Consider the following 12,360-nt stretch of genomic DNA (forward strand, 5'->3'; position numbering starts at 1 on the left):
TTTCAGAAGTCGATGCAGCGTCCGTTCTTTTCCCAGTCGCCGTAGCGCACCGGGTCCGGCCCCGGGCGGCCGCCGAACTCCTCGGGCCGCGTTTCGCCATCCGACGACGGTTCCGCTGCGTTCCCGGTGTCCGGGTGGCGGGGTTCGTCGTGCTCGGCGTCAGGCTGGTCACCAGCCCGCTTGGGGTCTTGACCTATCATGGGGTTTCCCGGACTTTCAGCCGCTCAAGGGTAGCCCCTGACCCGGTCTTGTTCAAGCCGCATACAGGTTTCCGACGCATGCCAAACCCGCTTCGCTCCGCGCCCCTCAACGGTTTCGACCTGCTGGCCCTGGAGGGGCCCGACGCACTGGCCTTCGCGCAGGCGCAGTTCTGCAACGATGTCCGCGCGCTCGAGGTGGGCCAGTGGCAATGGAGTGCCTGGCTGACCCCGAAGGGCCGCGTGCAGGCGCTGTTCGCGCTGCTGCGCACCGGCGAGGACGCGTTGTGGCTGGTGCTGCCCGACGCCCCCGCCGCGGCGCTGGCCGAAGGGCTGCAGCGCTTCGTGTTCCGTTCCAAGGTGGTGCTGCGCCAGCCCACCGACTGGATGGTGTGCGGCGCGATGGACACCCCGCCCCTGGAACCGCCCCATCGCGCGGGCGGCGATGCCCGCGCGGGCTGGCAGCTCGATTGCGGCGGTGAAGGTGGCGGCCGCGGCCTGCAGGTGCTGCCGCGCGAGGGCACGGCGGTGGAAGCCGACGCCGGGCTCGACGCCGCCTGGCGGCTGTTCGACATCCGCCACGGGCTGCCGCGCATCGCCTTCGACGCCGAGCACGGCTGGACCCCGCAGATGCTGTCGCTGGACCGGCTGGGCGCCTACAGCGTGAAGAAGGGCTGCTATCCCGGCCAGGAGATCGTGGCCCGGACCCATTTCCTGGGACAGGCCAAGCGCGGCCTGGTGCGCCTGCGCTCGGCGCAGCAGCTGCCGACCCAGGGCAAGGTGGTCGATGCCGACGGCAACGCGCTGGGCCCGCTGGTGTGCGTGGCGAACGATGCCGGGGGCAGCGAAGCGCTGGCAGTGATTCCCCTGCTCACGCCACACGCCGGGATGCAGGTCGATGGCGCGAGCGTGGAACCGATGCCCGTGCTCGGGGGTCTGAGGCGCTGACCCTGCCGGCGCACAGTGACCCGCGTCATGACAGGCAATCGTAAAATCTGTTGAAATGGCCGTGAATACGGGGAGTCCAGTCCACATGAAGCATCGATTCGGTCCACTCATCCTGGCCCTGGCCACGGCCTTGGCTGCTTCCGCGTCGGCCCAGGCGGCCGACTTCCGGGTCACCGTCGAGCCCAGTTTCCCGCGCGGCCAGGCCGCCGAGGTCTACCAGCCGCTGCTTGATTACCTCGGCCAGGCCACCGGCCATCGATTCGAACTGCACGTGCCGTCGAACTACCACGCGCTGTGGCGCGAGATCCGCATCGACTCGGCCGTGGACTTCGCGTTCGAGGAAGCGCACTTCACCGACTACCGCGCCAAGCGCACCGGGTTCACGCCGCTGGTGCGCACGATCGAGCCCACGCGCTTCTCGCTCATCGCGATGCCGCATGTCGCCGACGAGGGCGCCAATGGCCTGATCGGTCATCGGGTGGTGTCGATGCCGGCGCCCTCGCTGGGTTCGGCGGTGCTGGGCGAGGTGTACCCGAACCCGATCGCGCAGCCCGAGATCGAGTCCTCCGCCGCCAGCTGGCGCGACGGCGTGGAGATGGTCTTCGCCGACGAGGCCGAGGCCGCGATGGTGCCCAACTACATCGCCGACCTGTATCCCAACCTGTTGCCGATCAGCGAGAGCCGGGCCTTCCCGGGACGCGCGTTCTCGGCGGCACCGATGGTGCCGGAGGATGTCCGCGCGGCGGTGCGCGAAGCGCTGCTGGCCCTGGACCAGCAGGACGAGCTGTACACGTTGCTGGCCGAACTGGGCATCAGCGGCTTCGTCGACGCGGAGCCCGGCGAATACGACGGCAACGACGAGATGCTCCGCGGCTTCTTCGGCTTCAAGGCCGCACCGGTGGCCTACGACGCCGGCAACTGAGCACGGCGGGAAAAAAAAACGGCGACAGCCAGGGGAGTGGCGTCGCCGCGGGGAGCACAAGGATGTGCGGAAATCGAGGCGATGCACGTGCTGCATCGCGTTGGCGCAGAACATAACCCGGCATTCCAGACTGTCACGCCGATGTGCGCGCTGCGTCACGATCCAGTCAGGTAATCGTGCGGCGGGCGCATCGAACCGTGCGCTGCTTCCTGTTTCCGCCTGGCGGCGGCAGGCCCGCTCCGCCGTCGCGGCACTGACAATGCGCGGCATTTAGTGACCGGGCAGTTGCTGACGCGGGCACGCCGCGCCGGCAGGCGGCCGGGGCGGGACACCTGCCCTCAGGCGATCTCCAGCGCCGCCGCGACGATGTCGTCCTCGCCCGGCAGCACCAGCAACGCGGCATCGGCCAGCGGTGTGAACGTGTCGGCACCGACCACGCGGCGCACCGGTTTGCCACCCTGCCCGCCTTCGAGCAGTGCCGCCAGCACGCCTTCGCCGATGCCGGCGGAGTGCCGGCCCTCGTCGACCACCAGCACGCGGGCGCACCCACTGGCGTGGGCGACGATGGCCGCGGCGCTGAGCGGCACCAGCCAGCGCAGGTCCAGCACCCTCACCTTGTGGCCGGTTTCCGCCTCGATGCGCCGCGCGGCGCGCAGGCTCATCGGCACGCCGTTGCCGTAGGTGATCACCAGCAGGTCGTCCGCGTCTTCCGCGTACACGCGCGGCTCGCCCACCACCAGCGCCTGGTCGGGCGCGGGATAGGCGAACTGCCACTGGCCGTCGCCGGGTTCGTGCAGGTCCTTGGTCATGTACAGCGCGATCGGCTCGAGGAAGATGCTGACGCGGCCATCGACCTTCGCCTTGGCGGTGAGCGTGCGCAGCATCATCGCCGCGTCGTCGCCGCGGCTGGCGCAGCCGACGATCAGGCCGGGGATGTCGCGCAGCGCGGTGATCGAGTTGTCGTTGTGGAAGTGCCCACCGAAGCCCTTCTGGTAGCCCAGGCCGGCGATGCGCACGACCATCGGATTGCGGTACTGGTCGTTGGAGAAGAACTGCAACGAGGCGGCCTCGCCGCGGATCTGGTCGCAGGCGTTGTGGAAATAAGCCAGGTACTGGATCTCGGGCAGCGGCAGCAGGCCCATGTTGGCGTAGCCCTGGGCCAGGCCGAGGACCATCGTCTCGTCGAGCAGCGTGTTGAACACGCGATGGCCCTTGAAGGCCTTGTGCAGGTTCTTGGTGACGGTGTACACGCCACCCTTCTGCGCGACGTCCTCGCCGAACAGCAGGGCCTCGGGGTACTTGCAGAACAGATCGTGCAGTGCCTGGTTGATCTGGATCGCCAGGTGCCGGGGCGGGAGGTTCTCCGGTAGCTTCTCCTCGCTGCCGAACACGGCCAGGCGCTTGGCGGCGTAGTCGGCGCGGGTGGCCTCGGCGTGCACCTCATCGGGCGTGTCGGGCGCCAGCGGGGCCACCACGGCCTCCAGCGTCATCAGCTTGGGCCGGTTGTACGCCTCCTCGGCGGCCTCGAAACAGCGCTTGCGGATCGTCTCGTAGCGCTCGAGGAGTTCGGCCTTGTCCATCAGCCCCGAGGACAGCGCGATCTCGGCCGAGCGCAGCAGCGGGTCGGTCGATTCGACCGTGACCAGTTCCTCGATCGGGCGCCATTCGATCTCGAAGTCGGTGCCGGCGTGGCCCATGATGCGCGTGGTGCGCAGGTGCAGGAAGGTGGGGCGGCGCGTGCGGCGGCAGTGCTCGACCGCGGCGCGCACGTTGTCGTGGCCGGCGGCCAGGTCGAGGCCATCGGCGTGGAAGTAGTCCAGCCCGGGCATCGAAGAAAAGCGCTCGGCGATCCAGCCCCGCGGCGTCTTCACCGAGATGCCGATGCCGTTGTCCTCGCACACGAACAGCACCGGCGCGGGCAGCTTCTGGTAGGCCGTCCAGGCCGCGGCGTTGAATGCGGTCTGCGCGGTGGCGTGGTTGGCGGAGGCGTCGCCGAAGGAACACACCGCGATGGAATCCTCCGGCACCGGCAGGCCGTGGCCGATGCGCCGCGCCTGCTCGATCGCCAGCGCGGTGCCCATGGCCTTGGGCAGGTGCGAGGCGATCGTGGAGGTCTGCGGCAGCACCCACAACGGCTTGGAGCCCCACACCTTGTGGCGGCCGCCCGAGGCCGGATCGTCCTTGCTGGCGGCAAAGCTGAGCGCGGAATCCATGATCGGGTCCATGCCCGGCAGCTTGCGGAAGCGCTCGGCCATGAACGCGCCGGAGCGGTAGTGCAGGAAGGCCGGGTCGGTGTGGCGCGTGAGCCGCGCGACCAGCGCGTTGCCCTCGTGGCCGGAGGAGCCGATCGTGTAGAAAACCTTGTTCTGCAGCCGCAGCACGCGCGCCATCAGGTCGAGGTGGCGGGAGATGAGCTGGGACTCGAACAGTTCCAGGAAGGCCGCGGCGGTAAGCGTGCTGCCGGCCATGACCGGCGAATCGTCCTCCGGCGTCGGGAAGCCGGGCCCGTCCCAGGCTTCGACGTGTTCGCGGAAGTTCCTGTCGCAGATCTCGGCGCGGTTGAGACTGCGGCGCCAGGTGGGGATTCGGGCAGTGGTCAAGTCGGACTCCGTCCGTGTGTGAGCCGAGGTGTGGGCCCGCTATTGTAGGGGCGCGGCGGGGCCCGTTGCCCACCCTCGGGCACACGTACGTGCGGAGGCCGCCCCTGCGGACGGCCTCCGGGATCCGCTGGCTGGCGTGGTTCACAGCAACAGCAGCGGGGTCCGGCCAGGCAGGTAGGAGTCTTCCCTGACCGCGCGGCGCTGGCTGGCCAGGGCCTCGGCGTGATGCTCCGGGCTGTCCTCGTAGCAGGCCGGCAGCGGAACGTCGAGCACCTGCGATCCGTGCAGCCAGGCGTCGAACCGGCGCGTGTGGCACAGGTGCCGGTAATGGACGACATCGCACTGCCCTGCCGCATCCTGGGCCGGACCGGCGTCGTTCGCGGCGCGAAGGCTGGACGCGCCGCCTGCATCGATGACCGACCCGATGCGCCCTTGACGTTGGACGGGGCACGACGCTGCGTCCTTCGCAACGCCTGCAGGGGCCGGTTCGCCGGGCAGCCGGGAATCCGGGCTGAAGACCTGCGGCGACGTGGAATCGACCGGCACCGGGTTCGAGTTGCCTGGAACCGGGTTGTTGGGAATCTGGTTGTTGGGAATCTGGTTGTTGGGAATCTGGTTCATGACGGTACTCCTTGGGTGGTCGTTGGCTGGCAACGCACGGACATCCGGCGCAGCGTCAGATTCCGCCAGGCGCACCAGGGCAGTCATGAGGTCGCAGCGATTCTTCAGTGAGCTTTCTCGTCGCTCATGAGGAAGCCATGAGGAAGAGGTGATGAAACGCGATTCCCCGCCGCCCCACGAAGGAGATCCCCCGGGCCTGTACCGGTTCGACGACATCGAGGTGGATGTCGCCGGGCACACCCTGGTCAGGGACGGCCAGCCCCGGGCGCTGGAACCCAAGGCGTTCGCGGTGCTGCTCATGCTGCTGGCCCGGCCGGGCGAGCTGCTGGGCCGGGATGAACTGATGGACGGGGTGTGGGGCCACCGCCATGTCACCCCCGGGGTGCTGACGCGAGCGATCGCGCAGCTGCGGGCGGCACTCGGCGACGATCCGCACGACCCGCGCTACATCCAGACCCAGCACTCGGTCGGCTACCGGTTCATCGGCAGCCTGCAGGCGGAGCAAGCCGGGGCGGCGGAGGCCGGGGACGCCACTGCACCGGCGGACGACGTGCCGGCCGATGCGCCCGCCGCAGCCGCCGCGCCGCCCGAAGCGGCACCGGCGCCTCCCTTCCGCGACCGGCGGGCACCCGTGGCGGCCCCGGGCCGATGGCGCGGGTGGCTCGGTGGCGCGATGCTGCTATGCATCATCGCGCTCGCCCTGTGGTTGTGGCGCCTGCCTCCCACCGGGCCCCCGGCAGGCCAGGCCCCGCCGGTCGCGTCGATCGCGGTGCTGCCCTTCACCAACCTGGGCCAGGACCGCGACGACGACTATTTCGCCGAGGGCCTGGCGGTGGAGATGCACGATGCACTGGCCGGGGTGGACGGCCTGGTGGTCGCGGCGCGCATGTCCCCTGCCCTGGCGGCCCGGGGCGACATGGACGTGAAGGCCATCGGGGAGCGACTCGGGGTCGCCACCGTGCTCGATGCCACCGTGCGCCGCGACGGTGCCCGACTGCGGATCAACGCGCGGCTGGCCGACTGCAGCAGCGGATACACGCTGTGGAGCCGGTCCTACGACCGCGAGCTGACCGACGTCTTCGCCACCCAGAGCGAGATCGCCGAGGAGGTGGTGACGGCCCTGCTCGGCGTGATTCCCGAGACCCGCACGCAGCTGTCCCGACGCCTGTCGCCGACCACGAACTTCGCCGCCTTCGACGCCTACCTTCGCGGGCTGCAGCAGCTGCGCATCTCCGCGGGCAGTGGGAACGTCGACACCGCCGTGGGCTACTTCAACCGGGCCCTGGCGGAGGACGGCGACTTCGCCCGGGCGCAGGCCGGCATTTGCCGCTCGGAGCTGCTGAGGTTCACCAGCCTGCGCAGCGCGGATGCCTTCCAGGCGGCGCGGACGGCGTGCCGGCGCGCGCAGGAGATGAGCCCGGATTCCGGCGAGGTCCACCTGGCCCTGGGCGACCTGCACCTGGCCCAGGCGGAGTATGCGGAGGCGACGACCCATTTCATGCGCGCCCAGGACGACCCCGCGCACGAGCCCAGCGCGTACGTGGGCATGGCCCGGGTTCATGCGGCCCAGGGCCACCACGAGCAGGCCCTGCCCTATTTCCAACGCGCCCTGGCAATGCGCCCGGGCAGCGTCGCCATCCACGGCTGGCTAGGCTACGAACAGTTCCTGGCCGGCGACGTGCCCGGAGCCATCGCTTCCTACCAGGAGGCGCTCAGGCTGGACCCCGGCGATGCCGGCATGTGGAGCAGCCTGGGTGGGCTGCACCTGCTGGCCGGGAACGAGGAGGATGCGATGCACGCGTTCGAGCAGTCGATCCGGATCCGGCCGACCGGCGCGGTGCTGAGCAATTACGGTGCACTGAAGATGCAGTCCGGCGATTTCGCGGACGCGGCGACGCTGTTTCGTCGGGCGCTGGAGCTGGAGCCGGGCGACTTCCTGATCTGGGGACACCTGGGCGACGCGTTGCTGGCCGAACCCGCCACGAGGGCGCAGGCCCGCGAACCGTATTCGCAGGCCGCGCAAATGGCGCGGCGCTACCTGGAGATCAACCCCGACGACGCGAAGGCACTGGCCGCACTGGGTTGGTACACCGCCAACCTCGACGACCACGCCCAGGCCCGCGCCCTGGTGCGCCAGTCCGAGGCACGCGCCGGCATGGACGGCTCGATCGCGCTGGTCAACGCCCAGACGCTGTCCGTCGTGGGCAGCGGGGAGGAAGTGCAGGCGCGGATCGCCCTGGCGCGCGAGGCCGGGATCGCAGACACGATGATCGCTTCCAACGCGTTCCTGAAACACGCGGCGGAAGGCGAGCCAACCGGGCACCCACCCGCCCGCTAGGTCGCGGGCACCACCCGCTCCATGGAGGGAGCCTGATGAAGGAGACACGACATGGGCACGAAGGACAGCGACAAGCGCAACATGGGCGCAGGGGGCGACAAGCCCCGCAGCACGGGCGGCAAGGACGCGAAATCCACGCACGACGCCACCGGCAAGTCCGGCAGGCGAAAGGACGAGGAAGGACGCGACGCGCCGTCCGGCGAGACCGAGTCGGTGATCGTCAGGCCGCCGGGCACCACCTACTAGGCGGGCCGCCCGGCACGCCGGGCCGATCAGAACGCGTTGATGCCGGTCAGCTCGCGGCCCACCACCAACTGGTGCACGGTCTCGGTGCCCTCGTAGGTGATGACCGACTCGAGGTTGAGCATGTGCCGGATCGGGCAGTACTCGGTGGTGATGCCGGCACCGCCCAGCACATCGCGCGCCTCGCGCGCGATGTCGATCGCCATGCGCACGTTGTTCCACTTCGCCAGGCTGACCTGGGTGGGCTGCAGGCGGCCGGCATCCTTCAGGCGCCCCAGCTGCAGCGACAGCAGCTGGGCCAGGGTGATGCGGCGCGCCATTTCCGCCAGCTTGATCTGCACCGCCTGGGTGGCGGCGATCGGGCGGTCGAACAGGATGCGGTCCTTGGAATACTTCACCGCCTCGTCGAGGCAGGCGATGGCCGCGCCGATCGGGCCCCAGGTGATGCCGTAGCGGGCCTGGGTCAGGCAGCCCAGCGGCCCCTTGAGGCCCTTCACGTTGGGCAGCCGGTTGGCGTCGGGCACGCGCACGCCGTCGAAGAACAGGCCCGAGGTGACCGACGCGCGCAGGCTCATCTTGTGCTTGATCTCCTGCGCGGTGAAGCCCTTCGCATCGGTGGGCACGATGAAGCCCTGGATGCCGTCCTCGGTCTGCGCCCAGACGATCGCGATCTGGGCGACATTGCCGTTGGTGATCCACATCTTGGAACCGTTGATGACCCAGTCGTCGCCGTCGCGCTTGGCGGTGGTCTTCATGTTCGCCGGGTCGGAGCCGCCGTGCGGCTCGGTGAGGCCGAAGCAGCCGATGACTTCGCCGGCGGCCATGCGCGGCAGCCATTCCTGGCGCTGCTCCTCGGTGCCGTAGGCGTAGATGGGATACATGCACAGCGAGCTCTGCACCGAGACGAAGCTGCGGATGCCGGAATCACCGCGCTCGAGCTCCTGGCAGATCAGGCCGTAGGCGACGGAGTTCAGGCCGGCGCAGCCGTATTCGGTCGGCAGGCTGGAACCCAGCAGGCCGAGGCCGGCGATCTCGGGGATCAGCTCCTTCGGGAAGCGGCCCTCGTCGAAGCACGCGCCGATGATCGGCAGCACCTTCTCGTCGGTGAAGCGCGCGACGGAGTCCTGGATCATCCGCTCCTCGTCGCTGAGCTGGGAACGGACGTCGTAGAGGTCGTAGGGGTTCAGGGCCATGTTCGGTCGCCGGTCGGTCAAAGCGGGGATTGTAGCGTGCCGCCGGAAACGGCGGCAGCGCGATGCACCCTGGCGGGGGCTGGAAACGAAACGCCCCCGCCATGGCTGGCGGGGGCGTTCGTTGATGCAACGGTTCCGGGCGTTGGCCCGGGCGCGGCTCAGCCGCGCGGTGCCTCGTCGGTGGTGGCGACGATCACGCGACCGTCCTCGACCGGCAGGCGACGGCCCGGCTCCTCTTCCATGAAGACGGTGTCGGTGCGGTCCTTGTACTGCCAGGTCACCTCGTAGCCGATGGTCTCCTCCTTCTCGCCCATCGGGATGCGATCGGCCGGGCGGGCGTCCATGCGCTGGCGCTTGGTCTCGCCCTCGAAGGTGTAGGTGACGTTGTAGCCGACGACGTCCTCGCGGGTTTCGGTCACGGTGCGGCACTGGGTCTCGGTGCGCTGCTCGACACGCTGGTTGCCCGCCTGCTGGCGGCCCTGGACCTCGCGGCCGGCGTAGGCGCCACCGGCGGCGCCGGCCACGGTGGCCAGTCGACGGCCACTGCCGCCGCCGACCTGGTTGCCGATCAGGCCACCGACCACGGCGCGGCGACGGTGCCGGTGATGCGGTTGGGATCCTTGGGCTGGGAGACGTACTCGACCACGCGCTCCTCGCAGACCTCGCGCGGACCGGTGCGGGTCTCGGTGATCGCGTCGACGTTGGTGACGTCGGCGAACAGCTGGACCTGCTGGGTGACCGGCACGGATTCGATGACCTCGGCGTATTCGCCGCGGTTGGTCTGGTAGGCGGCAATCGCGACGCCGCCCACCAGCACTGCGGCGATGGCTGCAACTAGCGTCTTGCTCATGGTGAAGTCTCCTCGTGTAGGGGATGGGCGCCCAACAACCAACCAGGCGCCCTTGGTGTTCCATGCAGATTGCAACAGGAGTTGGCTGAACGGGAGCCGATGCCGCGCCCTGCCTCGTTCACCGACGTGATTCCGGGGTGAAAACAGCTTCGATCCGGGATCAACCCGCCTCGCGTAGGATGCCGGCATGGCCAATCCACTCCTCATTCCGCTCTGGCGATGGCTCCGCCGCCGGCGCTTCCCCACCCTGCTCAAGATCACCGCGACGGTGTTCTTCGTGAACCTCTTCATCCCCGACCCGATCCCGCTGATCGACGACATCCTGCTGGGCCTGGCGACCCTGACGCTGGCCTCGATGCGCCGGCCGCGCGAGCAAGACGGGGAGCGCGACGGCGCGGGACGCACGCCACCGGGCGACTGACATGGACCTGATCGACAGCCACTGCCACCTCGACCTGGAGGCGTTCGATGCGGACCGCGACGACGCAATCGCCCGTGCGCGCGATGCCGGCATCGGAGAATTCGTGGTGCCGGCGGTGAGCCGGCGTCGATGGGCCGGGCTGGAGCAGCTGTGCGCGCGAAACGAACGGTTGCACCCGGCCTACGGCATGCACCCGATGTTCATGGACGAGCATGCCGAGGGCGACCTGGCGGCGCTGTCGGACTGGCTCGATGACCACGCGGCGGTGGCGGTGGGCGAATGCGGCCTGGACTTCCACGCCGGGGACGAGGACCGCGACGCGCAGTGCATGCTGTTCGAGGGCCAGCTGGAGATCGCCCGCGAACGGGAGCTGCCCGTCATCATCCATGCGCGCAAGTCGGTCGAGGACGTGATCATCGCGATCCGGCGCGTGGGCGGGTTGCGCGGCGTGGTGCACAGCTTCCCCGGCAGCTTCGAGCAGGCCCGGCAACTGTGGGACAACGGCTTCCTCGTCAGCCTCGGCGGGCCCCTGACCTACGAGCGGGCACGCAAGCTGCGCCGGCTGGTGGCCGAGATCCCGCTGGAATGGCTGATGCTGGAGACGGACTCGCCCGACCAGCCCCTGTGTGGCCACCAGGGCGAGCGCAACGAACCGGTATACCTGCGCAAGGTGCTGGCGGTGGTGGCCGGGCTGCGCGGCGTCGACGAGGCGGTGGTGGCCGCGGCGACCAGCGCGAACGCACGCGAGTTGTTCGCCCTGCCCGACCGCCGGGCGTAAGCCGTCAGGCCTTGAGCAGCCGCTCCATGACCCGTGCCACGGCGGCAAAGGCGAACGCGCCGGTGACGTGCGTGGCGGCCCCCAGGCCGGCGCCGCAGTCGAGCTTGAGCGCCGCGTCGGGGTCGAGCCTGGGACGGGTGCCGCACACGCTGCCGTCGGCCTGCGGGTACTTGACGTTCTCCAGCGAGTACACCGCCGACACGCCAAAGTAGCGGTCCTTGTTGCGTGGGAAGTTGAAGTCCGCGCGCAGCTTCTTGCGCACCAGCGCCAGCAGCGCATCGTGCTCGGTGCGCGAGAGGTCGCGCACCCGCACCTGCGTGGGATCGGTGCGGCCACCGGCGGAACCCACCGTGACCATGGGCTGCTTGCGGCGGCGGCACCAGGCGATCGCCTCGACCTTGGTGCGGAAGCTGTCGGCGGCATCGAGCACCACGTCGAAGCCCGGTTCGAGCATCTCCGCCAGGTTCGACGGGGTCAGGAACCGCGCCTCGACCTGCACTTCGATGCCCGGGTTGATCGCGCGGCAGCGTTCGGCCAGCACCTCGGCCTTGCCGCGCCCGTACTGCCGTCGAGGGCGTGCAGCTGGCGGTTGGTGTTGGACAGGCAGATGTCGTCGGCGTCGACCAGGGTCAGCCGGCCAACCGCCGAGCGGGCCAGGGCCTCCACCGCCCAGGAACCCACGCCGCCCAGCCCCACCACGCACACATGGCTGCCCGACAGCGTCCGCACGCTGCCTTGCCCGTAGAGGCGGTCGACACCTGAAAACCGATCGGCAAGCACATTCATGGGCGGCGATTGTACCTTTGTGTCTTCCATCCACTCGGGAGAATCCGATGCGTGCTGCGATCCTGCTGGCCCTGGGGCTGTTCATCGGCGTCGTGGCCACGGTGATGACCCTGGGCGCCCTGCGCCAGGGAACGCCTTTCCACCAGGGCCTGATGAGCGTCATGGCCCACCACCTGGGCAGCCTGCGCGCGATGGGCGAACCCGGCACGCCCGCCGACGCATGCAGCTCCCAACGGGTGGGCGCACACCTGGCCATGCTGCGCCTGGCGGGGGACGACCTGGAGGCGGCCTTCCTGCCGACGATGAACGACGAGCGCTTCCGCCAGTACGCCAGCAACTACCGCGACGCGCTCGACGCCGCGATCGCGCAGCCGGCGCAGTCGTGCGAAACGGCGGCGCAGCAGGCCGCCGCGCTGGGCGACAGTTGCAGTGCATGCCACCGCGACTTTCGTTAACCGCAGCT

The 12,360-nt window shown here is 69.7% G+C and carries 13 protein-coding genes and 1 pseudogene; 7 read left to right on the forward strand and 7 right to left on the reverse strand.

Annotated elements, in window-relative coordinates; genetic code table 11:
• Positions 1-2: 2 nt before the first annotated feature.
• Positions 3-200, reverse strand: coding sequence for a DUF1674 domain-containing protein (locus tag FU658_RS00395; protein ID WP_147890301.1), 198 nt, complete (start codon positions 198-200; stop codon positions 3-5).
• Between the two features lie 78 nt (positions 201-278).
• On the opposite strand from FU658_RS00395, the gene ygfZ reads away from it, so the two are divergent.
• On the forward strand, positions 279-1,145 hold the full coding sequence (gene ygfZ / locus FU658_RS00400) for a CAF17-like 4Fe-4S cluster assembly/insertion protein YgfZ (RefSeq protein WP_147890302.1): 867 nt from the start codon (positions 279-281) through the stop codon (positions 1,143-1,145).
• 85 nt (positions 1,146-1,230) lie between these two features.
• On the forward strand, positions 1,231-2,067 hold the full coding sequence (locus FU658_RS00405; RefSeq protein ID WP_187265835.1) for a phosphate/phosphite/phosphonate ABC transporter substrate-binding protein: 837 nt from the start codon (positions 1,231-1,233) through the stop codon (positions 2,065-2,067).
• A gap of 338 nt (positions 2,068-2,405) precedes the next feature.
• Here FU658_RS00405 and FU658_RS00410 read toward each other — a convergent pair whose 3' ends face one another.
• Both FU658_RS00410 and FU658_RS00415 read right to left on the reverse strand, forming a co-directional pair.
• Entirely contained in the window at positions 2,406-4,667 is a 2,262-nt protein-coding gene (locus FU658_RS00410; protein WP_147890304.1) for a thiamine pyrophosphate-dependent enzyme, read from the reverse strand.
• 141 nt (positions 4,668-4,808) lie between these two features.
• Positions 4,809-5,288, reverse strand: coding sequence for a hypothetical protein (locus tag FU658_RS00415; RefSeq protein ID WP_147890305.1), 480 nt, complete (start codon positions 5,286-5,288; stop codon positions 4,809-4,811).
• A gap of 151 nt (positions 5,289-5,439) precedes the next feature.
• On the opposite strand from FU658_RS00415, the gene FU658_RS00420 reads away from it, so the two are divergent.
• Entirely contained in the window at positions 5,440-7,626 is a 2,187-nt protein-coding gene (locus FU658_RS00420; protein WP_147890306.1) for a tetratricopeptide repeat protein, read from the forward strand.
• 51 nt (positions 7,627-7,677) lie between these two features.
• Positions 7,678-7,872, forward strand: coding sequence for a hypothetical protein (locus FU658_RS00425; protein ID WP_147890307.1), 195 nt, complete (start codon positions 7,678-7,680; stop codon positions 7,870-7,872).
• A gap of 26 nt (positions 7,873-7,898) precedes the next feature.
• On the opposite strand, the gene FU658_RS00430 is transcribed toward FU658_RS00425, so the two are convergent.
• The 3 genes from FU658_RS00430 to FU658_RS15850 form a co-directional block, all read right to left on the reverse strand.
• Positions 7,899-9,062, reverse strand: coding sequence for an acyl-CoA dehydrogenase family protein (locus tag FU658_RS00430; RefSeq protein WP_147890308.1), 1,164 nt, complete (start codon positions 9,060-9,062; stop codon positions 7,899-7,901).
• A 158-nt stretch (positions 9,063-9,220) separates the two neighbouring features.
• A complete protein-coding gene (locus FU658_RS14595; protein WP_187265836.1) occupies positions 9,221-9,646 on the reverse strand; it encodes a glycine zipper 2TM domain-containing protein in 426 nt (141 codons plus the stop codon).
• Positions 9,631-9,912, reverse strand: coding sequence for a glycine zipper 2TM domain-containing protein (locus FU658_RS15850; protein WP_187265837.1), 282 nt, complete (start codon positions 9,910-9,912; stop codon positions 9,631-9,633). The genes FU658_RS14595 and FU658_RS15850 overlap by 16 nt, the downstream gene beginning before the upstream one ends.
• A 187-nt stretch (positions 9,913-10,099) precedes the next feature.
• Between FU658_RS15850 and FU658_RS00440 the strand changes: the two genes are divergently transcribed.
• Both FU658_RS00440 and FU658_RS00445 read left to right on the forward strand, forming a co-directional pair.
• Complete coding sequence (locus tag FU658_RS00440) at positions 10,100-10,333, forward strand: DUF6116 family protein (protein WP_147890310.1); 234 nt, start codon at positions 10,100-10,102, stop codon at positions 10,331-10,333.
• A gap of 1 nt (position 10,334) precedes the next feature.
• Positions 10,335-11,111: a TatD family hydrolase gene (locus tag FU658_RS00445; RefSeq protein ID WP_147890311.1), complete on the forward strand. Its 777-nt coding sequence runs from the start codon at positions 10,335-10,337 to the stop codon at positions 11,109-11,111.
• A gap of 4 nt (positions 11,112-11,115) precedes the next feature.
• Here FU658_RS00445 and FU658_RS00450 read toward each other — a convergent pair.
• Positions 11,116-11,897: pseudogene (locus FU658_RS00450) on the reverse strand (tRNA threonylcarbamoyladenosine dehydratase).
• A 47-nt stretch (positions 11,898-11,944) separates the two neighbouring features.
• On the opposite strand from FU658_RS00450, the gene FU658_RS00455 reads away from it, so the two are divergent.
• The gene (locus tag FU658_RS00455) at positions 11,945-12,352 is read left to right on the forward strand and encodes a cytochrome c (protein WP_147890312.1); all 408 of its coding nucleotides are present in this window, start codon (positions 11,945-11,947) and stop codon (positions 12,350-12,352) included.
• Positions 12,353-12,360 lie beyond the last annotated feature (8 nt).

The sequence above is a fragment of the Alkalisalibacterium limincola genome (assembly GCF_008017755.1).
GTDB classification, from domain to species: domain Bacteria; phylum Pseudomonadota; class Gammaproteobacteria; order Xanthomonadales; family Xanthomonadaceae; genus Alkalisalibacterium; species Alkalisalibacterium limincola.

Coding starts and splice junctions, on each gene's coding strand:
- FU658_RS00440 (WP_147890310.1), top strand. CDS start 10,100: ATGGCCAATCCACTCCTCATTCCGCTCTGGCGATGGCTCCGCCGCCGG.
- FU658_RS00455 (WP_147890312.1), top strand. CDS start 11,945: ATGCGTGCTGCGATCCTGCTGGCCCTGGGGCTGTTCATCGGCGTCGTG.
- FU658_RS00445 (WP_147890311.1), top strand. CDS start 10,335: ATGGACCTGATCGACAGCCACTGCCACCTCGACCTGGAGGCGTTCGAT.
- FU658_RS00395 (WP_147890301.1), bottom strand. CDS start 200: ATGATAGGTCAAGACCCCAAGCGGGCTGGTGACCAGCCTGACGCCGAG.
- FU658_RS00425 (WP_147890307.1), top strand. CDS start 7,678: ATGGGCACGAAGGACAGCGACAAGCGCAACATGGGCGCAGGGGGCGAC.
- FU658_RS00430 (WP_147890308.1), bottom strand. CDS start 9,062: ATGGCCCTGAACCCCTACGACCTCTACGACGTCCGTTCCCAGCTCAGC.
- FU658_RS00415 (WP_147890305.1), bottom strand. CDS start 5,288: ATGAACCAGATTCCCAACAACCAGATTCCCAACAACCAGATTCCCAAC.
- FU658_RS00420 (WP_147890306.1), top strand. CDS start 5,440: ATGAAACGCGATTCCCCGCCGCCCCACGAAGGAGATCCCCCGGGCCTG.
- FU658_RS00405 (WP_187265835.1), top strand. CDS start 1,231: ATGAAGCATCGATTCGGTCCACTCATCCTGGCCCTGGCCACGGCCTTG.
- FU658_RS15850 (WP_187265837.1), bottom strand. CDS start 9,912: ATGAGCAAGACGCTAGTTGCAGCCATCGCCGCAGTGCTGGTGGGCGGC.
- ygfZ (WP_147890302.1), top strand. CDS start 279: ATGCCAAACCCGCTTCGCTCCGCGCCCCTCAACGGTTTCGACCTGCTG.